This window comes from Nonomuraea aridisoli, from assembly GCF_003236395.1.
Lineage (GTDB): Bacteria > Actinomycetota > Actinomycetes > Streptosporangiales > Streptosporangiaceae > Nonomuraea > Nonomuraea aridisoli.
The window spans coordinates 33557-55728 of the sequence record NZ_POUD01000022.1 but is presented as its reverse complement, the minus strand read 5'-3'; the positions used below and the strand labels follow the sequence as shown (position 1 = coordinate 55728).

19 protein-coding genes are annotated in these 22172 nt (G+C 71.5%); 13 read left to right on the top strand and 6 right to left on the bottom strand.

Translation table 11 applies throughout. The annotated features are described in order from the left end of the window. Window positions 1–159 precede the first annotated feature (159 nt). From C1J01_RS08410 to C1J01_RS08400, 3 genes are read left to right on the top strand one after another with little or no spacing between them, the layout of a single operon-like run. Window positions 160–1197 (top strand): Ldh family oxidoreductase, encoded by a 1038-nt coding sequence (locus C1J01_RS08410; protein ID WP_111177778.1) that lies wholly within the window; start codon window positions 160–162, stop codon window positions 1195–1197. Further along, complete coding sequence (locus C1J01_RS08405) at window positions 1198–2550, top strand: MFS transporter (protein WP_111177776.1); 1353 nt, start codon at window positions 1198–1200, stop codon at window positions 2548–2550. Window positions 2551–2555: 5 nt separating this feature from the next. Then, window positions 2556–3320, top strand: a complete 765-nt coding sequence (locus C1J01_RS08400; protein ID WP_111177772.1) for an SDR family NAD(P)-dependent oxidoreductase — start codon at window positions 2556–2558, stop codon at window positions 3318–3320. A gap of 23 nt (window positions 3321–3343) precedes the next feature. Here C1J01_RS08400 and pgm read toward each other — a convergent pair whose 3' ends face one another. Further along, entirely contained in the window at window positions 3344–4975 is a 1632-nt protein-coding gene (gene pgm / locus C1J01_RS08395) for a phosphoglucomutase (alpha-D-glucose-1,6-bisphosphate-dependent) (RefSeq protein WP_111177770.1), read from the bottom strand. A 100-nt stretch (window positions 4976–5075) separates the two neighbouring features. Here pgm and C1J01_RS08390 point away from each other — a divergent pair, with 100 nt between their 5' ends. The 3 genes from C1J01_RS08390 (at window position 5076) to thrS (ending at window position 8642) form a co-directional block, all read left to right on the top strand. Then, entirely contained in the window at window positions 5076–5975 is a 900-nt protein-coding gene (locus tag C1J01_RS08390) for a TIGR03564 family F420-dependent LLM class oxidoreductase (RefSeq protein ID WP_111177768.1), read from the top strand. 30 nt (window positions 5976–6005) lie between these two features. Next, on the top strand, window positions 6006–6614 hold the full coding sequence (locus C1J01_RS08385; RefSeq protein WP_181448630.1) for a glycoside hydrolase family 25 protein: 609 nt from the start codon (window positions 6006–6008) through the stop codon (window positions 6612–6614). Between the two features lie 66 nt (window positions 6615–6680). Beyond that, window positions 6681–8642 carry a threonine--tRNA ligase gene (thrS, locus tag C1J01_RS08380; RefSeq protein WP_438943105.1) on the top strand — a complete coding sequence of 654 codons (1962 nt, stop codon included), beginning with the start codon at window positions 6681–6683 and terminating at the stop codon, window positions 8640–8642. A 52-nt stretch (window positions 8643–8694) separates the two neighbouring features. Here the strand turns inward: thrS and C1J01_RS08375 are convergent, their stop codons facing one another. Further along, window positions 8695–9417, bottom strand: a complete 723-nt coding sequence (locus C1J01_RS08375; protein WP_111177764.1) for a PIG-L deacetylase family protein — start codon at window positions 9415–9417, stop codon at window positions 8695–8697. A gap of 51 nt (window positions 9418–9468) precedes the next feature. Further along, the gene (locus C1J01_RS08370; protein WP_111177762.1) at window positions 9469–9957 is read right to left on the bottom strand and encodes an Asp23/Gls24 family envelope stress response protein; all 489 of its coding nucleotides are present in this window, start codon (window positions 9955–9957) and stop codon (window positions 9469–9471) included. Between the two features lie 79 nt (window positions 9958–10036). Between C1J01_RS08370 and C1J01_RS08365 the strand changes: the two genes are divergently transcribed. Then, on the top strand, window positions 10037–10567 hold the full coding sequence (locus tag C1J01_RS08365) for an HIT family protein (RefSeq protein WP_235854330.1): 531 nt from the start codon (window positions 10037–10039) through the stop codon (window positions 10565–10567). On the opposite strand, the gene C1J01_RS08360 is transcribed toward C1J01_RS08365, so the two are convergent. From C1J01_RS08360 to C1J01_RS08350, 3 genes are all read right to left on the bottom strand, one after another. After that, window positions 10523–12598 carry a hypothetical protein gene (locus C1J01_RS08360; RefSeq protein WP_235854329.1) on the bottom strand — a complete coding sequence of 692 codons (2076 nt, stop codon included), beginning with the start codon at window positions 12596–12598 and terminating at the stop codon, window positions 10523–10525. The two genes, C1J01_RS08365 and C1J01_RS08360, sit on opposite strands and share 45 nt — an antisense overlap. A 183-nt stretch (window positions 12599–12781) precedes the next feature. Further along, window positions 12782–14335 (bottom strand): glycoside hydrolase family 10-like protein, encoded by a 1554-nt coding sequence (locus C1J01_RS08355; RefSeq protein ID WP_111177756.1) that lies wholly within the window; start codon window positions 14333–14335, stop codon window positions 12782–12784. 124 nt (window positions 14336–14459) lie between these two features. Continuing rightward, on the bottom strand, window positions 14460–16598 hold the full coding sequence (locus C1J01_RS08350; protein WP_181448629.1) for an elongation factor G-like protein EF-G2: 2139 nt from the start codon (window positions 16596–16598) through the stop codon (window positions 14460–14462). A gap of 143 nt (window positions 16599–16741) precedes the next feature. On the opposite strand from C1J01_RS08350, the gene pgsA reads away from it, so the two are divergent. From pgsA to pdxS, 6 genes are all read left to right on the top strand, one after another. Then, window positions 16742–17365, top strand: a complete 624-nt coding sequence (gene pgsA / locus C1J01_RS08345) for a phosphatidylinositol phosphate synthase (RefSeq protein ID WP_111177753.1) — start codon at window positions 16742–16744, stop codon at window positions 17363–17365. Further along, window positions 17362–18270 (top strand): phosphatidylinositol mannoside acyltransferase, encoded by a 909-nt coding sequence (locus C1J01_RS08340; protein ID WP_111177751.1) that lies wholly within the window; start codon window positions 17362–17364, stop codon window positions 18268–18270. The genes pgsA and C1J01_RS08340 overlap by 4 nt, the downstream gene beginning before the upstream one ends. Beyond that, on the top strand, window positions 18267–19397 hold the full coding sequence (locus tag C1J01_RS08335) for a glycosyltransferase family 4 protein (RefSeq protein WP_111177749.1): 1131 nt from the start codon (window positions 18267–18269) through the stop codon (window positions 19395–19397). The genes C1J01_RS08340 and C1J01_RS08335 overlap by 4 nt, the downstream gene beginning before the upstream one ends. Then, window positions 19394–19930, top strand: coding sequence for a LemA family protein (locus C1J01_RS08330; RefSeq protein ID WP_220039797.1), 537 nt, complete (start codon window positions 19394–19396; stop codon window positions 19928–19930). The genes C1J01_RS08335 and C1J01_RS08330 overlap by 4 nt, the downstream gene beginning before the upstream one ends. Window positions 19931–19993: 63 nt before the next feature. Further along, window positions 19994–21010, top strand: coding sequence for a DUF3048 domain-containing protein (locus C1J01_RS08325; RefSeq protein ID WP_235854328.1), 1017 nt, complete (start codon window positions 19994–19996; stop codon window positions 21008–21010). A 116-nt stretch (window positions 21011–21126) separates the two neighbouring features. Then, the gene (pdxS, locus tag C1J01_RS08320) at window positions 21127–22041 is read left to right on the top strand and encodes a pyridoxal 5'-phosphate synthase lyase subunit PdxS (protein ID WP_111177745.1); all 915 of its coding nucleotides are present in this window, start codon (window positions 21127–21129) and stop codon (window positions 22039–22041) included. Window positions 22042–22172 lie beyond the last annotated feature (131 nt).

Below are 22172 nucleotides of genomic sequence, written 5' to 3'. Positions count from 1 at the left end.
CCACACCACCCCCCGCCCTGACCTGACCGCCGCGCGGTCCCCTGAGCTGCCCGACCATGCCGCGCGGTAAGCCCTTTCCCGAGATCCGTTTGGCGGAGCGGGAAGCGGGCATAAGCGCGCACACGGAACGTCAGTCCTGCCAGAGCGAGGCGGGTCACCGTGAACGCATCCGCACATGTCATCACCGCCGACCTCCTGCGCGATCTCGCCCGCGACCTGCTGACCGCCGCGCGCGTCCCGTCCGGCGCCGCGGAGGTCGTCGCGGGATCGCTGGTCGAGGCCGACCTGGCCGGTCACGGCTCGCACGGCGTACGCCGGATCGTGCCGTACCTCGGCCAGATCGACGCCGGGGTCATCCGGCCCGGCGCCGTGCCCGAGGTCGTCTCCCGACGCGGCGCCACGGCCGTGGTGTCGGGACGGCGCGGCTTCGGGCAACCGGCCGCCCGCCTGGCCGCCGCCGAGGCGGCCGCGCTCGCCGCCGCCCACGGCGTCGGCGTCGTCGCCATCCGGGAGTGCAACCACGTCGGCCGGCTCGGCGAGTACGCCGAGGCGCTGGCCCGCCAGGGCCTCATCGCGCAGATCGTCGGCAACGCCGATCCGACCGTGGCCCCGTACGGCGGGCACCGCCGGATGCTGGGCACCAACCCCATGGCCTGGGCCGTGCCGCGGGCCGGCGGCGCGGCCGTGGTCATGGACTGGGCCACCGCCGCGATGGCCGAGGGCAAGCTCGGCCTGCTGCGCGCGGCAGGCTCGCCGGCCCCCGAGGGCGTGGTCGTCGATCCGGAGGGCCGCCCGTCCACCGACCCGGCCGACTTCTACCGGGGCGGGGCGCTGCTGCCGTTCGGCGGCCACAAGGGGTACGGGCTCAGCGTGCTCATCGAGCTGGTCGGCGGCCTGCTCACCGGCACCGGCACCGCCTGCTCGCCCGAGTACGACGGCACCTTCGGCACGGTGGTCACCGCGGTGGACGTCACGGCGTTCGTCCCCCTGGACGACTACGTCGCCCAGGTCGAATCCTTCTGCGAGGCGCTGCGCGCGTCCGGCCCCGGAGTGGTCGTCCCGGGGGAGCCCGAGGCCGGTACGCGCGCGGAGCGGCTGAAGGAGGGCATCCCGGTGCCCGCGCCGGTGTGGGCGGAGTTAACGGGTCTCGCCTCGCGGCTCGGCGTTCCCTGGCCTGACATGCCCCCTGGAGGTTAGATGTCCGCCACGCCGCCCCCCACCTCCTCACCCGAGCTCAAGCGCGTCGTCACCGGAGCCCTCGTCGGCACCGCCCTGGAGTGGTACGACTTCTTCATCTACGGCACCGCCGCCGCCCTCGTCTTCAACCGCCTGTTCTTCACCGACTCCGACCCCGCCGCCGGCACCATCGCCGCCTTCGCCACGTTCGGGGTGGGCTTCGTGGTCCGGCCGTTCGGCGGCGTGCTCTTCGGCCACCTCGGCGACAAGATCGGCCGCCGCTCCACGCTGATCATCACCACGCTGATCATGGGCGTGTCCACCGGTCTGATCGGCCTGCTGCCCACCCATCCCGCGATCGGCGTGTGGGCGCCGATCCTGCTCACGTTGTTGCGCGTCTGCCAGGGCCTCGGCGCGGGCGCCGAGTTCGGCGGCGCGGCGACGCTGCTGGCCGAGCACGCCCCGCCCGGCCGGCGCGGCTACTACGCCTCCTTCGCCCAGACCGGCGTGCAGATCGGGCTGGTGCTGGGCACCTCGGCGTTCCTGCTCGTCCAGCTGCTGCCGGAGGAGGACTTCCTGGCGTGGGGCTGGCGGCTGCCGTTCCTGGTGAGCTTCGCGCTGATCGGCGTGGCCCTGTACGTACGGCTGCGCGTCGCCGAGTCGCCGGTGTTCCGCGAGATGGAGCGGACCCGCGAGATCGTCAGGCTGCCGATCAAGGACGCGCTGGCCCGCCACCCGCGCAACTTCCTCGTCGGCGTCGGCGCCCACATCAACGACACGGCCATCGTCTACACGCTGTCGACCTTCAGCGTCGCGTACGCCACCGCCGAGCTCGGCATGTCCAACCACGGCGCGCTGTTCGGCGTGATCCTCTTCGCGCTGACCGTCATCGTGCTCCAGCCGGTCTACGGCAACCTGTCGGACCGGGTGGGACGGCGCCCGCTCAACCTGTTCAGCGTCGTGTTCGTGGCCTTATTCGTCTACCCGTACTTCCTCATGGTCGACACCGGGGTGCCGTGGCTGGTGTGGCTGGCCATGATGATCATGGGCGCGTTCGGGTTCGCCCCGCAGGTCGCCGTGCAGCCGGTCTTCTACGCCGAGCTGTTCGGCGCCCGCGTGCGCTACACCGGCTTCGCGGCCTCGCGCGAGCTGGGCGCGGCGCTGGCCGGGTTCTCGCCGCTGATCGGCGCGGCCCTCGCGGCCCGGCTCGACGGCGCCCCGTGGCTGGTGGCGGCCTTCCTCATCGGGACGGCGGTCATCTCCTTCGTGGCCTTCTACGCCTCGCGCGAGACCAAGGACATCGACATAGCGGACATAGCGGACATCGACATCGCCGGCATCGACCCGGTGCGCAAGCCCGTGGCGGAGGAGTGAGGAGCATGGACCTCAAAGGCACGGTCGCCGTGATCACCGGCGGCGGCACCGGCATCGGCGCGGCCGTCGCGGAGCGCCTGGCCAGGAAGGGCGCGGCGGCGGTGGTCGTCGGCTACTCGCGCTCGGCCGGCGAGGCGCAGGAGACGGTCGCCCGCCTGGAGAGCCTGGGCTGCAAGGCCGAGGCGCTGGCCGCCGACGTCTCCGACGACGCCGCCGTACGCCGGATGGCCGAGCGCGTGCGCGCCGCCCACGGCCGGGTGGACGTCCTGGTGTGCAACGCGGGCATGACCAGGTGGGTGCCGTTCCCCGACCTGGAGGGGCTCACCGACGACGTGTGGCGGCAGATCATGGGCGTCAACCTCATGGGCGCCTTCTACTGCGCCCGCGCCTTCGCCCCCGACCTGCGCGCGGCGCGCGGCGCGATCGTCAACGTGGCCTCCGTCGCCGGGCTGCACCCCACCGGCTCCTCGATCGCGTACGGCGTCAGCAAGGCCGCCCTGCTCCAGCTCACCCGCGACCTCGCGGCGGCGCTGGCGCCGGAGGTCCGGGTGAACGCGGTCGCGCCCGGCATGGTCGCGACCCGCTGGCACATCGACCGGGTGGGGGAGCAGGTGTTCGCGGAGATGGCGACGAAGGAGGAGCTGAAGGCGCCGCTGCGCCGCACGGCCCGCCCCGAGCACGTCGCCCAGCTGGTCACCGCCCTGCTGGAGTCGGACATGGTGACCGGCGAGACCCTCGTCGGCGACGGCGGCCGCCACCTCACCTACTGACCCCCACCGACCGTCCCGGCCGCTCAGCCCAGGGCGGCCGAGACGAGGGAGCGGGCCTCCTCCTGGACCTTGGCCAGGTGGTCGGGGCCCTTGAAGGACTCGGCGTAGATCTTGTACACGTCCTCGGTCCCGGACGGCCGGGCCGCGAACCAGGCGCTCCGCGTCGAGACCTTCACCCCGCCCAGCGCGGCCCCGTTGCCCGGCGCCGACGTCTGCACCGCCGTGATCGGCTCCCCGGCCAGCGACGAGGCCGTCATCTGCTCGGCCGACAGCCTGCCGAGCACGGCCTTCTCCTCGCGCGTGGCCGGCGCGTCCACCCGCGCGTACGCGGGCTCCCCGAAGCGCCCGGTCAGCTCGCGGTAGTGCTCGCTCGGCGACTTCCCGGTGACGGCCAGGATCTCGGAGGCCAGCAGCGCCAGGATGAGGCCGTCCTTGTCGGTGGACCACACCGACCCGTCGCGGCGCAGGAACGACGCCCCCGCGCTCTCCTCGCCGCCGAACCCCAGCGAGCCGTCCAGCAGCCCCGGCACGAACCACTTGAAGCCCACCGGCACCTCGTACAGCCGCCGGCCCAGCGACTCGGCCACCCGGTCGATGATCCCGCTGCTGACCATGGTCTTGCCCACCCCGGCCGCGGACGGCCAGCCGTCGCGGTGGGCGTACAGGTAGGAGATGGCCACGGCGAGGTAGTGGTTGGGGTTCATCAGCCCGCCGTCGGGCGTGACGATGCCGTGCCGGTCGGCGTCGGCGTCGTTGCCCGTGGAGACGTCGTACCTGTCGCGGTTCTCGATGAGCGAGGCCATCGCGTACGGCGACGAGCAGTCCATCCGGATCTTGCCGTCCCAGTCGAGCGTCATGAACCGCCACGTCGGGTCGACCAGCGGGTTGACCACGGTCAGGTCGAGCCGGTGCCGCTCGGCGATCTCGCCCCAGTAGGCCACGCTCGCCCCGCCCAGCGGGTCGGCGCCGATGCGCACGCCGGCCGCCCGGACGGCGTCGAGGTCCACCACGGACGGCAGGTCGTCCACGTACGCGCCGAGGAAGTCGTGACGCCCGGCCCGGGAGAGCGCGGCGGTGTAGGGGATTCGGCGCACGCCCTTGAGGCCGTCCTGCAGCAGCCGGTTGGCGCGGTCCTGGATCCAGGAGGTCGCGTCGGTGTCGGCGGGCCCGCCGTGCGGCGGGTTGTACTTGAACCCGCCGTCGGACGGCGGGTTGTGCGACGGAGTGATGACCACGCCGTCGGCGAGGCCGGAGGCGCGGTCGCGGTTGTGCCGCAGGATGGCGTGGGAGACGGCGGGCGTCGGCGTGTAGCCGTCGCGCGTGTCGATGAGCACCTCGACCTCGTTGGCGGCCAGCACCTCCAGCGCCGACACCCGCGCCGGCTCCGACAGCGCGTGGGTGTCGATGCCGAGGAAGAGCGGTCCGTCGGTGCCCTGCGCCCGCCGGTATTCGCAGATCGCCTGCGTCGTGGCGAGGATGTGCTCCTCGTTGAACGCCGTCCTCAGCGACGACCCGCGATGCCCCGACGTGCCGAACGCCACCCGCTGCCCCACCTCCACGGGGTCGGGACGCAGGGCGTAGTAGGACGTCACCAGCCGTGCGACGTCGACCAGGTCCGAAGGCCGGGCGGGCTGTCCCGCGCGTTCGTGCGTCATGCAGCCCACTTTACAAATCGGCCGCGCCCCGGCCGGGTACCGCCCGGCCGGGCGGAGACGAGATACATTCGCCTCAGTCACCAGAACGGAGTTCTGTTCTATGCGCTACGGATACCTCCTCGCCGAACCCCAGGGGGACGACCCCATCGGCGCCCTCCGCGACCAGATCGCCCGCGCGGCGGACGACGGCTTCACCTCGGCCTGGCTGTCCAACATCTTCGGCCTCGACGCCATCACCGCCCTGGCCGCGGCGGGCGCGCAGGCCCCGCCCATCGAGCTGGGCACCGCCGTGGTGCCGACCTACCCGCGCCACCCGGCCGTGCTCGCCCAGCAGGCCATGACCGCCAACGCCGCGCTCGGCGGCCGGTTCACCCTCGGCATCGGCCTGTCGCACAAGGTCGTCATCGAGAACGTCTTCGGCTACAGCTTCGAGCGCCCCGGCCGGCACATGAAGGAGTACCTCGACATCCTCGTCCCCGCCGCGAAGGGCGAGCAGGTCTCCTACGAGGGTGAGACGCTCAAGGCCAACATCCGCATCACCGCGCCGGGCGCCGGCGTCCCCGTGCTCGTGGCGGCGCTCGGGCCGCGCATGCTCAAGCTGGCAGGCACGGTGGCCGCCGGCACCGTCCTGTGGATGACCGGGCCGAAGACGGTTGCCGAGCACATCGCCCCGACCATCAGGGCCGCGGCCGCCGAGGCCGGGCGCGACGAGCCGCGCGTCGTGTGCGCGCTGCCCATCTGCGTCACCGACGACCCGGCCGGCGCCGTCGCCCGCGCCAACGAGATCTTCTCGATGTACGGCCGCCTGCCGTCCTACCGCGCGATGCTCGACCGGGAGGGCGCGGCCGGGCCCGGCGACGTGGCGATCGTGGGTGACGAGGACACCGTGCTGGCCAAGCTCGACGAGCTGCGGCAGGCCGGCGTGACCGACTTCGTGGCCTCCCCGTTCGCCAACCGGGAACGCACCCGTACCCTCCTGATCGGCGCGGCGAAGGGCTGATCAGGGCAGGTCTCAATAAACTCCGGCAAGGTGAAGAAGCGCTTGCTGCAGGGCATAGACGTGTCGAACTGGCAGGGCACGGTCAATTGGGCCGGCCACGCCGACCGAGGAGTCGCCTTCGCCTTCGCCAAGGCGAGCGAGGGCGGCGATTACACCGACAAGTGGTTTCCGCGCAACTGGAACGGCATGCGGGAAAGCTGGATCGTGTGCGGCGCCTACCACTTCGCCCGCCCCAAGGGCGACCCCCTGGAGCAGGCGCGTCACTTCCTGGGCGTGATCAGGTCGGCCGGCGGCCTGCGCCGCGGCGACCTGATCGCGCTCGACCTGGAGACCAACGACGGGCTGCGCCCCGAGCGGGTCGCCCGCTACGCGCGCCGGTGGTGCCACTACGTCGAACGGCACACCGGCGTGCGGCCGTTCATCTACACCTTCCACACGTTCGCGCAGAACGGCCACTGCGCCGGGCTGGCCGAATATCCGCTGTGGATCGCCAGCCCGGAGCGCCCGCGCGGGGAGCCCGCGATACCCCAGCCCTGGAACGACTGGACCATCCACCAGTACGACAACAGGCCCCTCGACCGCAACGTCTTCCACGGCAGCCGCAAGGAGCTGACCAGGATGGGGTTTCGCCCGCGATAGCATCGGTGTTCACCATTCGAACCAGCCTCGGTGCCCGTCATCGAGCGCGATCCCAAGGGAGTCACCGTGTCAGCCGAGCTACGCATCACCCTCGCCGGAGCCGAGCGTGTGGTCGCGGCCGGCACGACGGCCGGGCAGGCGCTGGAGGCGGACGGCCGCACCGTCATCGCGGCCCGCGTCAACGGCGAGCCGCGTGACCTCGCCTGGTCGCTGGCCGACGGCGACGTGGTCGAGCCGATCGAGGTCTCCAGCGACGCCGGCCGGGCGATCGTGCGCCACTCCACCGCCCACGTCATGGCCCAGGCCGTGCAGGAGCTGTTCCCCGAGGCCAAGCTGGGCATCGGCCCGCCCGTCGAGAACGGCTTCTACTACGACTTCGACGTCAAGCAGGCCTTCCACCCCGACGACCTCAAGCGCGTCGAGAAGCGCATGCGCGAGATCGTCAAGCAGGGGCAGCTGTTCTCCCGCCGGGTCGTCACCGACGAGGAGGCGCGCGCGGAGCTGGCGGCCGAGCCGTACAAACTGGAGCTGATCGGGCTCAAGGGCGGGGCGGCCGACGAGGAGTCCGTCGAGGTGGGGGCCGGCGAGCTGACCATCTACGACAACCTCGACCCCAAGACCGGCGAGCTGAAGTGGAAGGACCTGTGCCGCGGCCCGCACGTGCCGTCCACCCGGTCGATCCCCGCGTTCAAGCTCATGCGCTCCGGCGGCGCCTACTGGCGCGGCAGCGAGAAGAACCCGCAGCTGCAGCGCATCTACGGCACCGCCTGGGAGTCGCGCGAGAAGCAGGACGACTACCTCCACCTGCTGGAGGAGGCCGAGAAGCGCGACCACCGCAAGCTGGGCGCCGAGCTCGACCTGTTCAGCTTCCCCGACGAGCTGGGCTCGGGCCTGGCCGTCTTCCACCCCAAGGGCGGCGTGGTCCGCAAGGTGATGGAGGACTACTCGCGCCGCCGCCACGAGGAGGCGGGCTACGAGTTCGTCAACACGCCCCACATCACCAAGGAGCACCTCTACCAGGTCTCGGGCCACCTCGACTGGTACAAGGACGGCATGTTCCCTCCCATGGAGCTGGAGGGGGCGCGCTACTACCTGAAGCCGATGAACTGCCCGATGCACAACCTGATCTACCGGGCGCGCGGGCGTTCCTACCGTGAGCTGCCGCTGCGGCTGTTCGAGTTCGGCACGGTCTACCGCTACGAGAAGTCCGGCGTGGTCCACGGCCTCACCCGCGTGCGCGGCATGACGCAGGACGACGCCCACATCTACTGCACCCACGAGCAGATGCGCGACGAGCTGACCTCGCTGCTGCGCTTCGTGCTCGCCCTGCTGCGCGACTACGGGCTCGAGGACTTCTACCTCGAGCTGTCGACGAAGGACCCGCAGAAGTTCGTCGGCTCCGACGAGGTGTGGGAGGAGGCCACCCAGACGCTGCGCGAGGTGGCCGAGGCCGAGAAGCTCGAGCTCGTGCTCGACCCGGGCGGCGCCGCCTTCTACGGCCCCAAGATCTCCGTCCAGGCCCGCGACGCGATCGGCCGCACCTGGCAGATGTCGACCATCCAGCTCGACTTCAACCTGCCCGAGCTGTTCGAGCTCGAGTACCAGGCGGCCGACGGCACCCGCAAGCGTCCCGTGATGATCCACCGGGCGCTGTTCGGCTCGATCGAGCGCTTCTTCGGCGTGCTGGTCGAGCACTACGCGGGCGCCTTCCCGGCCTGGCTGGCCCCGGTGCAGGTCGTCGGCATCCCGATCGCCGACGCCCACGTGCCCTACCTCCAGGACGTCGCCAAGCGGCTGCGTGAGCGCGGCATCCGCGTGGAGGTCGACGCCTCCGACGACCGGATGCAGAAGAAGATCCGCAACGCGCAGAAGGCCAAGGTGCCGTACATGCTGCTCGCGGGTGACGACGACATCGCGGGCGGCGCGGTGTCGTTCCGCTACCGCAACGGCGAGCAGAAGAACGGCGTCCCGATCGACGACGCGATCGCCGAGATCGTCAGCGCCGTCGAGCACCGCGTCCAGGTCTGACCGGCCGCCGGCGGAGCGGCTCCCGTAGAGGCCGCTCCGCCGCCCGACGGGGCTAGCGGGGGAAGAGCCGGAACGTGACCGCCGGGCGCCCGCCGAAGCGTTCGGCCTCCTGCCGGGCGAAGCCCTCGATGAGGCCGCGCGCGTACGCCTCCGGGTCCTCGTCGGTCAGCGCCTCGATGTAGGCACGGTGCTCCAGCAGCGAGCGCACACCCCGCTCCAGGCCGTCCGTCACGTCCACGGCGTGGGTGGGGGAGTCGCTGCCGGCCACGGCCACCCAGCGCACGCCGTCCCACGGCTCGCCGCCGGCGTCGGGGAAGATCCAGCGGTTGCCGGCGTCACCGGCCGCGTCGAGCACGGCCCGGCCGACCGCCCGGTGGTCGGGCGTGTTCCAGTACGTGTCCTGCCAGGTGTCGGCGGGGTTGAGGGTGATCACCAGTTCGGGGCGGTGCCGGCGGATGGCGGCGGCCAGGTCTCGGCGCAGCGCCGTACCGTACTCGACGACGCCGTCGGCGTGGCCGAGGAACTCCACCCGGCCGACCCCGACGACCGCCGCGCTGGCCCGCTCCTCCTGCTCGCGCACCGCCGCGGCCTTGACCGGTTCGAGGGTGTCGATGCCCGCCTCGCCGCGGGTCACCATCACGTACACGACCTCGCGCCCCGCGTCGGTCCAGACCGCCACGGCGGAGGCGCAGCCGTACTCGAGGTCGTCGGGGTGGGCCACGATGGCCAGGGCACGCTGCCAGTCTTCGGGCATGGGCTCGAGCTGATCCGTCATGTGTCTCATCCTGACAGCCGCACGCCGGATGTGAACCCGGGAAACGCCCCGTCAGGCGGCGGAAGAGGGCTCCTCGTCGGCGGCCGGGTCGCCCGGGGCGGGTCGGGTGTCGCCGGGAAGGCGGACGTCGTCCACGGTCACGTTGACCTCCATGACCCGCATGCCCAGCATCCGGCTGACGATCATGGCCACGTTGGTCTTGACCTCGGAGGCGACGTCCATGACGACGTGGCCGTACTCGACCACGATCGTCAGGCTCACGGCCACCTCGCCGTTGTGGATCTGGGCGTTGACGCCCTGGTTGGCGCGGCGTGAGCCGAGGCCGATGCGGTCGCGTACGGACTCGAAGGCGCGCGCGAGGTCGCCGCCCATGTCCGCGACGCCCTCGACCTCCAGCGCGGCCAGCGCGGCGACCTTCTCGACCACCTCGTCGGCCACCTTGATGCGCCCCTTCACGGCCGAGTCGGTGGCCGGCGCCTCGATGTACGAAGGCCCGTCGGACTGCTCGGGGGCGGACTGCTCGGTCACGGTGTCGGTCATGGCGATCTCCTGTCGGGGGGAATGATCAGGATTGTGCCGGAAGAGCACCCCGTTTGTCCGTGGTCATATGCTGCTAGTTATGCACGATCAGGCAGGGGCAGGGGCCCCCGACAACTTCCAGCGTCTGTGGACCCCGCATCGCATGGCCTACATCAAGGGCGAGAACAAGCCGACCGGCAGCGACCCCGGAGAGGGATGCCCGTTCGACGTCATCCCGACGATGAGCGACGAGGACGGCCTGATCGTGGCGAGGGGCGCGGCGGTCTACGCGGTGCTCAACCTCTACCCGTACAACTCCGGCCACCTGATGGTGGTGCCGTACCGGCATGTGTCCGACTACGACGAGCTCGACGCCGCCGAGGTGGCCGAGCTCGGCGAGTACACCCAGAAGTCGCTGCGGGCGCTGCGCAAGGCCAGCGGCGCGCAGGGCTTCAACGTCGGCATGAACCTCGGCCACGTCGCGGGCGCCGGCATCGCCGCCCACCTGCACCAGCACGTCGTGCCCCGGTGGGGCGGCGACACCAACTTCATGCCGGTCGTCGCCCAGACCAAGGTGCTGCCGCAGCTACTTCGGGACACCCGACAACTGCTCGCCGACGCCTGGGGCTGACCCACGGCCGAAGGCCACCGCGCCGATGCCGGTGGCCAGCAGCAGCGGCACGGCCAGCGCCAGCGCCATGGACAGCACGGCCGCGCCGGAGTCGTTGACCAGCATCCCGACCACGCCGCTGACGAGCGTGCCGATCAGCCCGGCCCGCAGCGCGGGGGAGTGCTCGAACGCCGCCGGCACCACCCCCGCCGACGCCTGCTCGGGCCGCAGGATCGCGTAGACGAGGAACGCCACGGCGACGATCACGATCGGCATCAGGTTGGGGCTGAGCAGGGTGGCCAGCATGGCCTCCAGCTTGCGCCAGATGACATCGAACGCCTCCCCGGTCAGCACCTGCCCGACGAACCTGCCGAGGTGGGTCTGCTCGGCGGGCGGCTGCAGGTAGTTGTACCAGGCGAAGCCCATCACGATCACCCCGCCGGCCACGCAGAACGCCGCCAGCTTCGCCAGCGACACCCGCTTGCCCGACAGGATCAGCGCCGTCACCGCGATGCCCGGCACGAACGCGATCACCCCGCCGAAGTCGCTGCCGAGGCCCGACCCGCCCAGCACCATCGCGATCGCCCCCAGCACCACGATCGCGGCCACGCCCACCTTGCCCGGCCACCGGTGCGCGATCACGGTGGTGCTCAGCAGCGTGCCGGTCGCCAGCAGCGCGAACGGGATGTTGCCCAGGCCGAAGTAGCGGGCGCCCTGCTCGGCGCTGTAGCCCATGAAGCTGTTGAGCTGGAGCGTGGTGCCGGTGAGCAGGTCGGCGACGAGCGTCAGCGCGGTGACGCCGGCGACCACGGCCAGCGGGCCGAGCGGCCTGCGCCGCCAGGGCCCGGCGAGCGCCAGCACGGTGATCGCCGCCCACCACGCGAGCATGCCGCCGAACAGCCCCACGTGGTCGCTCCACGGCAGCAGGTTGACCAGGAACGAGGTGACCGGCAGGGCCGCCACGGCCACGGCCGCCACGCGCAGCCAGCGCCAGTGGGTGCGGCGGCGCAGCAGCAGGAAGGCGCCGACGTAGAACAGGACCTGGATCACCGCCAGCGCGGTGAAGTACTGGCCCTTGGCCGAGCGCATCGTCTGGGCGCTGGCGTCGGCCCGCCGCAGCTGCTCGACGGTGGCGCCGGGGTCGCCGACCCGCAGCGGCACGCCCACGACGGTAGGCGGCACGGCGACGCCGAGCTCGGCGAGCACGGTGGCGGTCAGGTCGGGCAGGATCGAGATGTCGTCGCGGCGGGTGGAGGCGGCGCCGAGCAGGCGGCCCTCGGCGCCCGGCCGCTGCAGCGCCGACACCCGCAGGTGGGGCACCGAGCCGTGGTCGGACATCCCCGCCAGCAGCACCGTCGTGCCGGCGGGCAGGGCGGTGAGCAGCGCGCCCACCTCGGCGTCGGCCTGGCGCAGCGCCTGGCGCCGCTCGGCGGGGCCGAGCAGCTCTGGCTCGGCGGGCAGCGGGCCGTCCTTGAGGTAGGGGGCGACGAGGTCGTCGACGTCCATCGCGACCATCCGGCAGCGCTCCAGGTCGGCGGTGGTGAGGCCCGTGGCGGAGTCGCGGTAGCTCCGGACCGCGCCCTGCTGGTCGGCCAGCGCCAGCGCGGCGCCCGGGCCGATCGCGACCGAGCACTGGCCGGCCGTCTTGAGCGACTGGCCGAGGGTGCCGGCGTAGCGCTGCCCGGCCACGTCGATGAGGTAGCGGTAGCCGGGGATGACCGCGCCGTCGCCCTGCTTCTCGGGCGTGGGGGGCGCGCCGCAGCGGTAGCCGGCCGCCGACCTGGTGCCGGCCGACACGGTCAGCCAGCCGTCGTACGGGCAGGTCACGTTGCCGACCGTGCGCACCGACAGGGAGCCGATCGCGCTGGAGGCGGCCAGCTTCCACAGGTGGGGTGTGTCGGACGGGGTGATGTCGTTCCAGTGCAGGGCGGGCACGCCGATGAGAGCGACCCTGCCGCCGGCGTCGTCCGCCCTGGCCGGCCCGGCGAGCGGGCCGTGCCCGGCCAGCAGCTGGCCGACCAGCACGGCCAGCACGATGAGCGCACGCCTCACGCCGATGACCTCCCGTGGTCGCTTCGGTTCCGTGGCACGGTAGAGCAAGGTCATGTTCCGGCGCCACCGGACGCGACTACCTTCTCATGCACCGGCACCCCGCCGGTCCCCTCGCGCACACCCCCCGAACGCCGATGGCCGAGGCCCGAAGAGCGGCCCCGGCCACGGACGTTCAGACGCTTGTCAGCCCGTCTTCACCCGGACGGCGTCGCTCTCGCGGGAGGCGCGGTCGATCGAGGTGATCAGGTAGGTGCCGGGCGCCTTCGCGGTGTAGGACGGGGCACCCACCACGGCCACCAGGTCGCGGGCGTCGGCGGTGTGGCAGTCGCGCCCCGACTTCGGCAACCGGTAGACCGCGTAGGCGCGGGCCCCCTGCGCGGGAGTCCACGACAGCGCCGTCCCCTGCGCCCTGGCCCCCTGCGGCGCCGCGGGCGCCTGGCCGCCGGCGTCGGGCGCCGGTGGCGGCAGCGCGGGACGGCTGTAGTAGGAGGTGGCGACGCGGTCCATCGCCCGCAGCGGGTTGGTCAGAAGCTGCTTGGCGCTGAAGAACACCTCGCCGTCGACCTGCTTGGAGGCGCGGTTGACGCCGACCTGGGCGGCCAGCTCGCCCGGACGCGTCCAGGCGCGGTCGTCGCGCGTGCCGACGCGGTAGAGGGCCTGGCCGATGTAGAGCTGCACGTCGCTGCCCTTGACCTCGTCGGACCACCAGCGGACCAGCGTGTTGTAGTCGGCCTGGCGGTGCCCGCGCGGCCAGTAGAGCTGCGGCAGCAGGTAGTCGACCGTGCCGTCCTTGACCCAGGCCCGCGCGTCGGCGTAGATCGAGTCGTACGCGGACATGCCCGAGGTGGCCGAGCCGGTCGGGTCGTTGGACTTGTTGCGCCAGATGCCGAACGGGCTGATGCCGAAGCGCACGTGGGGCTTGGCACGATGGACGGTCCTGTCGACCTCGGCGACGAGCGTGTCGACGTTGTCGCGCCGCCACTGGGCGAGCTTCTTGCCCTCGCCGTACTTGCGGAAGGCCGCCCTGTCGTCGAACGTCGCGCCCGCCACCGGATAGGGGTAGAAGTAGTCGTCGAAGTGCACGCCGTCGATGTCGTAGCGGCTGACGACGTCGTTGATGACCTTGACCACGTGCTCGCGCACGGCCGGCAGGCCGGGGTTGTAGTAGAGGCGGCCGCCGTACTCGACCGCCCAGTCCGGATGCCGGCGGGCGGGGTGGTTGCGGGGCAGCTTGGAGACGCTGTCCTTGTAGGACGCGCGATACGGGTTGAACCAGGCATGGAACTCCATGCCCCGCTTGTGGGCCTCGGAGATGAGGAACGGCAGCGGGTCCCAGCCCGGATCCTTGCCCTCGGTGCCGGTCAGGTACTGCGACCACGGCTCGAGCGACGACTTGTACAGCGCGTCGGAGGCCGGGCGCACCTGGACGAAGACCGCGTTGAGGTTGCGCTTGGCGGCGCTGTCCAGGATCTTGACGTATTCGGCCCGCTGCCGCTCGGGCCGCAGGCCGGCCCTGGAGGGCCAGTCGATGTTCTGGGTCGTGGCGATCCACACCCCGCGCAGCTCCCGTTTCGGATAGCGCGCGTCGGCCTTGCAGGCCGGATAGGGCGTGGAGGTGGTCGTCTTCTTCTGGCTCGCCGCGGGGCTCAGCTCGGCGTCGGGGCCGAAGGCGTAGGCGGCCGTGGTGGTCACGACCGCGAGCACGGCGGCGGCTAGGAGGGGCCGTCCAGTACGCATAGTGCCACCCAGTGTGACACCCGGGCCGCCATGGTCGGGACGGAAAATCGAAATAGACTCGTGATACTTCTGTGATAAATGACTAAAATTGTGCCGGGAGGGACATTCCCTCCCGGCACGGCCGTCAGTCGGCGGCGGTCACCTTGCTCGCCAGGTTCGGCGGCAGCGGCTCGTAGCGCAGGAAGCTCCGGTGGAAGGTGCCGGTGCCGTGCGACATCGAGCGCAGGTCGATGGCGTAACGGGTGATCTCCAGCTCGGGCACCTCCGCCTTGACGAGGGTCCGGCCGGTGCCGACCGGCTCGGTGCCGAGCACGCGCCCGCGCCGTGACGACAGGTCGGACATCACCGAGCCCACGTAGTCGTCGGCCACCAGCACCGACAACTCGTCCACCGGCTCCAGCAGCAGCGTCGGCACCTTCGACGCGGCCTCCTTGAGCGCCAGCTGCCCGGCTATCTGGAAGGCCATGTCGGAGGAGTCGACGGGGTGGGCCTTGCCGTCGTACAGGGTGACGCGCAGGTCGACCATCGGGTAGCCGGCGACGACGCCGCGCTCCATCTGGGCCCGCACACCCTTCTCCACCGACGGGATGAACTGCCGCGGCACCACGCCGCCGACGATCTTGTCGACGAACTCGAAGCCCGAGCCGGACGGCAGCGGCTCGACCTCGATGTGGCAGATCGCGTACTGGCCGTGGCCGCCGGTCTGCTTGACGTTGCGGCCCATCGCCTGGCACTTGCCGCCGAACGTCTCGCGCAGCGGCACCCGCAGCTCGATCCGCTCGACCTCGACGCCGTGGCGCTTGGCCAGGCGGTCGAGCACCACGTCGGTGTGCGCCTCGCCCATGCACCACAGGACCAGCTGCCGGGTCTCGGCGTTGTTCTCCAGCCGCAGGGTCGGGTCCTCGGCCACCAGCCGGGCCAGGGCCTGTGACAGCTTGTCCTCGTCGGCCTTCGACCTGGCCCTGATGGCCACCGGCAGCAGCGGCTCGGGCATGCTCCAGGCCGTCATGCACAGCGGCCGCTCCACGTCGGACAGCGTGTCGCCGGTCTCGGCGCGCGACAGCTTGGCCACGGCCACGATGTCGCCCGCGATGGCCTTGGGCGTGGTGCGCTGCTGCTTGCCCAGCGGGCACGACAGCGTGCCGATGCGCTCGTCCACGTCGTGGTCCTCGTGGCCGCGCTCGGCCAGGCCGTGGCCGGAGACGTGCACGGTCATGTCGGGCCGCAGCGTGCCGGAGAAGACACGTACGAGGCTGATGCGGCCCACGTACGGGTCGCTGGTGGTCTTGACGACCTCGGCCAGGAGCGGGCCCTCCGGGTCGCACGCGATGTCCTGGACCGGCTTGCCGGACAGGTCGCTGACCTCGTGCTGGCAGTGTTCGAGCGGAGATGGGAAGCCCTGCGTGATGAGCTCCAGCACCTCCGTCGCGCCCACGCCGGACCCGGTGCAGAGCACGGGGTAGAAGCTGCCGCGAGCGACGGCCTTCTCCAGGTCCTCGATGAGCATGATGCCGTCGATCGGCTCGCCGGCGAGGTAGCGCTCCATGAGCGACTCGTCCTCGCTCTCCTGGATGATGCCCTCGATGAGGTCGCCCCGGTACGTCTCGATCTGCGCGGCGTACTCGGCGCCGGGGTCCTTCTCCGCCCGGTCGCCCGAGGCGTAGTTGTAGAACTTCTGCGACAGCAGCCCGATCAGCCCGTTGACGTGACCGTTGGTGATCACCGGGAGATACAGCGGGGCCACGCCGTCGCCGAAGACGTCCTGGCAGGTGACGAGCACCTCCTCGAAGTTGGCCCGCTGGTGGTCGAGCTTGGTGATGACGACCGCGCGCGGCATGCCGACCTGGGCGCACTCCTCCCAGAGCATCTGGGTGAGCCCGTCGACGCCCTCGCAGGCCGACACCACGAACAGCGCGGCGTCGGCGGCGCGCAGCCCGGCGCGCAGGTCTCCGACGAAATCGGCGTAGCCGGGGGTGTCGAGGAGGTTTATCTTGACGCCGCCGTACGTCAGCGGGGCCACCGCGAGGTTGACCGACCGCTGCTGCCTGACCTCGACCTCGTCGAAGTCGCTGACCGTGTTGCCGTCCTCGACCCGTCCGGGTCGCTGGACGGTTCCCGTCGCGGCCAGCAGGTGCTCGACGAGAGTCGTCTTTCCCGCTCCTGAGTGGCCGACCAGCACGACATTGCGAATCGCATCAGCCCGGTCGGCCGCGAGTGCCCTGCCCGCGGCTCCCACGGTGCCGCCCGCGTTCTTCTCCGCCACATCAGCCTCCCGCGTACGTCGGTTGGGTCCAACGCCGCGCCCGCGCGGAGCGAGTAGAAACCGCATGGACGCGGTGTGTTCACCAAATACCCGTGTGGCGGATATCACAAGGGGGCCGGAGCAAAGAAAGTTGTCAGGTTCCGATGGCCTACGATCGGACGGCGATGCTCAAACTCCTGCGCCCGGCCGTGACCCGGATACTCACCCCGCTGGGCAGGGCACTCGTCGGCCGCGGGATCGGCCCGGACGCCGTCACGGCGGCCGGCACCCTCGGCACGGTCGTGTCGGCTCTGCTCTTCTTCCCCCTTGGCCACCTGACCGTGGGGGCCCTCGTCATCACCGTCTTCGTGCTGTTCGACCTGCTCGACGGTGTGGTGGCCCGGCTCGGCGGGAAGGGGGGCACCACCTGGGGGGCGTTTCTCGACTCGACGCTCGACCGGGTGGCCGACTCCGCCATCTTCGCGGGCCTGATCTTGTATTTCATGTCCAGAGACGACACGCTGATGGCGGCGGTGACATTGCTGTGCCTGATCGCGGGCGCTCTGGTCTCCTACGCCAAGGCCAGGGCCGAAGGGCTCGGGCTGACGGCGGACGTCGGGCTGGCCGAGCGGCCGGAGCGGCTCGTCGTGGCGCTGGTCGCGACCTTCCTGTCGGGGCTCGGCGTCCCGTACGTCCTGGCCGCGGGCATGTGGCTGCTCGCGGCGGCCAGCGTCATCACCGTGGGGCAGCGCGTCATGGCGGTCTACCAGCAGACGAGGCAGACATGAGCGAGAAGGTGTCTTTCGGGGACCGGGTGGTGGCCGCCGGCTTCGCGGCCGGATGGAAGCTCGTGCCGCTGCTGCCTGAGCGCCCGACGGCCGCGGTCTTCCGGTTCCTCGCCGACCGGGTCTGGAGCCGGCGCGGCAAGTCGGTGCGCAGGCTGGAGTCCAACCTGGCCAGGGTGACCGGGCTGGAGCCGGGCAACCGTGAGCTGAGCGAGCTCACCAGGGCCGGCATGCGCTCGTACTTCCGCTACTTCCACGAGGTGTTCCGGCTGCCGTCCATGAGCTCCGAGGAGATCGTGCGCCGCACCCACGTCATCGGGGCCGAGCACATCCACGACAACCTGGCGGCGGGCCGGGGCGTCGTGCTGGCCCTGCCCCACATGGGCAACTGGGACGCCGCCGGCGCGTGGCTGGTGGGCGTGGGCCATCCGTTCACCACCGTGGCCGAGCGGCTGAGACCCGAGTCGTTGTTCCGGCGCTACGTCGCCTTCCGCGAAGGTCTCGGCATGGAGGTGCTGCCGCTGACCGGCGGCGACGGCCACAACTTCGGCACCCTCGCCTCGCGGCTGCGCAAGGGCCGTGCCGTCTGCCTGCCCGCCGAGCGCGACCTGACCAAGAGCGGCATCGAGGTGCGCTTCTTCGGCGCGACCACCAAGGTGCCCGCCGGACCGCCGCTGCTGGCCGTGCAGACGGGCGCGGCGCTGCTGCCCGCCGTCGTCTACTTCGTCGGCGACGAGTGGGGCATCCACATCCACGAGGAGGTGCCCGTCCCCGAGGAGGGCACCCGGCAGGAGAAGGTCGCCTTCCTCGCCCAGCGCATGACCGAGGTGTTCGAGAAGGGCATCTCCGAGCACCCCGAAGACTGGCACATGCTCCAGCGGCTCTGGCTGGAGGACCTGCCGCGATGAAGGTCGGCATCGTCTGCCCCTACTCCTGGGACATGCCGGGCGGCGTCAAACAGCACATCGACGACCTGGCCCAGGCGCTCATGACCCAGGGACACGAGGTGTCGGTGATCGCCCCGGCGGCCGACGACGACGAGCTGCCCCCGTACGTGACGGGGGCGGGCCGGGCGGTGCCGGTGCCGTACAACGGGTCGGTCGCGCGGATGTCGTTCGGGTTCCTGTCGGCCGCGCGGGTGCGGCGCTGGGTGCGTACGGGCGGGTTCGACGTGCTGCACATCCACGAGCCGCTGATCCCGAGTCTCGGCGTGCTGGCCTGCTGGGCGGCCAGGGGGCCGATCGTGGCGACGTTCCACGCGTCGTTCCAGCGCTCGCGCGCCATCGCGGTGGCCGAGCCGGTGCTGCAGAGCGCGCTGGAGAAGCTGAGCGGGCGCATCGCCGTCTCCGACGCCGCGCGCAAGAGCCTGGTGGAGCAGTTCGGCGGCGACGCGGTGCTGATCCCCAACGGCGTCACCGTCTCCCGCTACACCGAGGCCGAGCCGCTCGACGGCTGGGGCCCCGACGGCGCCACCATCGGCTTCCTCGGCCGCATGGACGAGGAGCGCAAGGGCCTGCCGATCCTGCTCGACGCCTTCCGCGCGCTCGCGGCCGAGCGCCGCGACCTCAAGCTGCTCATCGCCGGCCCCGGCGACGCGAAGGACGTCTACGAACGGGTGCCGAAGGAGTTCCACGACCGGGTGACCGTGCTCGGCATGGTGAGCGAGGCCGACAAGATCCGCGCCTACCACTCGGTCGACGTGTTCTGCGCGCCCAACACGCGCGGCGAGAGCTTCGGCATCGTGCTCGCCGAGGCGATGGCATCCGGCGCGACGGTGCTGGCCAGCGACATCCCGGCGTTCCGCAGGGTGCTGGGGGAGGGGGAGGCGGGCGCGCTGTTCGCCAACGGCGACCCCGCCTCGCTGGCGCGCGAGGCCGCCGCGCTGCTCGACGACCCCGAGCGCCGCGCCAAGCTGGCGGCCGAGGCGCTCGTGGCGGTCAGGAAGTACGACTGGTCCACGGTGGCCCGCGACGTCGTGCGCGTCTACGAGACGGTCACCACGAGCGGCGCCGGCCGGGTGGAGGAAGACCTGTGATCACGACCATCCTGATCGTGGGGATCGTCGTCGTGCTCACGGCGGTCTACATCTCCTGGCGCGCGGGCCGGCTCGACCGCCTGCACATCCGGCTGGAGCTGGCCCAGGAGTCACTGGACGCCGCGCTGATGCGGCGCCGCGCCGTGGTGCTGGAGCTGGCCGGCTCGCGGCTGCTCGACCCGGCCACGTCGCTCGTGCTGGCCGCGGCGGCCCACGAGGCCAGGACGGCCGGGCCCGAGGAGCGCGAACACGCCGAGAGCGACCTGTCGCGCGCCCTGCGGGCGGTGGTCGACCAGGAGCGCTTCCGCGAGAAGCTGGCGGAGTCGGCCGCGGGCCGCGAGCTGCTGGAGGAGCTCGACACCGCCGTGGCCAAGGTCGTCTACTCGCGCCGCTTCTACAACAACGCGGTCGCGGTCACCCGTACGGCGCAGCGGCGCTGGCTGGCCAGGACCCTGCGCCTGGCCGGACACACCGCCTACCCGCGATTCTTCGAGATTGATGACAATCCGCCGGCGACTATGGCAACCGAATGACCTGATTTGGTGAAGCCAGTAAGCTTCATCCCGTTTAAGGGTCGAAGCAAGGAGTGTTGTCACGTGCGGCTACCCCGGATGATCATGATCTGGCTGACGGGCGCCGCCGTGGTGGTGCCCGTCGCGGCCTGCTCCTCCAGCGAACCGGCGCCGGGCAAGGCGCCGCAGGCCGCCACGCTGGCGCCCGAGGCGCAGGAGCAGGAGCCGGTCAAGACCCATCCGTTCACCGGCATGCCGTACGAGTCGCTCAAGCCCGTGGTCGCGGTGAAGATCGAGAACACCGCGGCGGGCAAGCCGCAGCTCGGCCTGAAGAGCGCCGACATCGTCTACGTCGAGCAGGTCGAGGCCGGCCTGACCCGGCTCATGGCGATCTTCTCCTCCAAGATCCCGCCCAAGGTGGGCCCGGTGCGCAGCGCCCGGATCTCCGACCTGCACATCGCGCCGCAGTTCGGCAAGCCGGCCTTCGCCTACTCGGGGGCGCAGAGCAAGCTGCTGCCGTACATCGCCGAGGCGTCGTTGTTCGACGTGGGCGACACCAGGAACCCCGGCGCGTACTACCGCGAGCCGGGCCGCAGCGCGCCCTACAACCTGTTCGCCCGGACCAAGAAGCTGCTGTCCGCGGCGCCGAAGGCGAGCAAGGCCAAGGACATCGGCTTCACCTTCGGTGACCCGCCCGCGGAGGGCGGCGTGGAGCGCAAGTCGTACACCGTCAGGTGGCCCGCCGCGCGCTTCACCTTCACCTGGTCGCAGGCGAAGGAGCAGTGGATGATCGCGCAGGACGGCAAGAAGGACATGGCCGCGGAGGGCGGCCAGCTCAGCGCGCCGACCGTCGTCATCCAGTACACCAAGACCGAGCGCTCGGAGTTCCACGACTCCAACGACAGCTACACGCCGCTCGTGCACACCACCGGCAAGGGCTCGGCGATCGTGCTGCGCGACGGCAAGGCGTACAAGGCGAAGTGGGAGCGGGAATCGGAGGACGGCGGCACGACGTTCACCACTGAGAGCGGTGAGCCGATGAACTTCGCGCCCGGGCAGGTCTGGGTGGCGCTGGCCAGCCGCAAGCCCGTCATCCCCTGAGCCAGACTGTCCGGACGTCTGGATAAATCCTGACATAGTGGCATGTCGGGGGACGGGTCCGTCAGGACCTACGATAGTCCTGACAAACGTACCGATCCGCCGTGAGAGCCGTGAGGATGACCGTGTCCAGCAGCACGCCAGAAAGCACCCCCGTCACCGGAACCGCGCGCGTCAAGCGCGGCATGGCCGAGATGCTCAAGGGCGGCGTCATCATGGACGTCGTCACCCCCGAGCAGGCCAAGATCGCCGAAGACGCCGGCGCCGTCGCCGTCATGGCCCTTGAGCGCGTGCCCGCCGACATCCGCGCCCAGGGCGGCGTCTCCCGGATGAGCGACCCCGACATGATCGACGGCATCGTCAACGCCGTGTCGATCCCCGTGATGGCCAAGGCCCGCATCGGCCACTTCGTCGAGGCCCAGGTGCTGCAGTCGCTCGGCGTCGACTACATCGACGAGTCCGAGGTGCTGACGCCCGCCGACTACGCCAACCACATCGACAAGTGGCAGTTCACCGTGCCGTTCGTGTGCGGGGCCACCAACCTCGGCGAGGCCCTGCGCCGCATCACCGAGGGCGCGGCCATGATCCGTTCCAAGGGCGAGGCCGGCACCGGCGACGTCTCCAACGCCGTCACCCACATGCGCACCATCCGCGGCGAGATCAAGCGCCTCACCTCGCTGCCCGAGGACGAGCTGTACGTCGCCGCCAAGGAGCTGCAGGCGCCGTACGAGCTGGTCGCCGAGGTCGCCAAGACCGGCAAGCTGCCGGTGGTGCTGTTCACCGCGGGCGGCATCGCCACCCCGGCCGACGCCGCGATGATGATGCAGCTCGGCGCCGAGGGCGTGTTCGTCGGCTCCGGCATCTTCAAGTCGGGCGACCCGGCCAAGCGCGCCGCGGCCATCGTCAAGGCCACGACCTTCCACGACGACCCCGACGTCATCGCCAAGGTCTCGCGCGGCCTGGGCGAGGCCATGGTCGGCATCAACGTCGACGAGATCCCGCAGCCGCACCGGCTGGCCGAGCGCGGCTGGTAGGCGTCCAGGCGTCAGGGCCCCTCCAGAGGGCGTTCGGCGCGTCTGCGCAGGCCACAGATCCTCCTGTGACATGATCCCTCGCGGCGGGGCGGGCCGCACGGCCCGGCCCGGCGGGGGCGCCACAGCCTGAC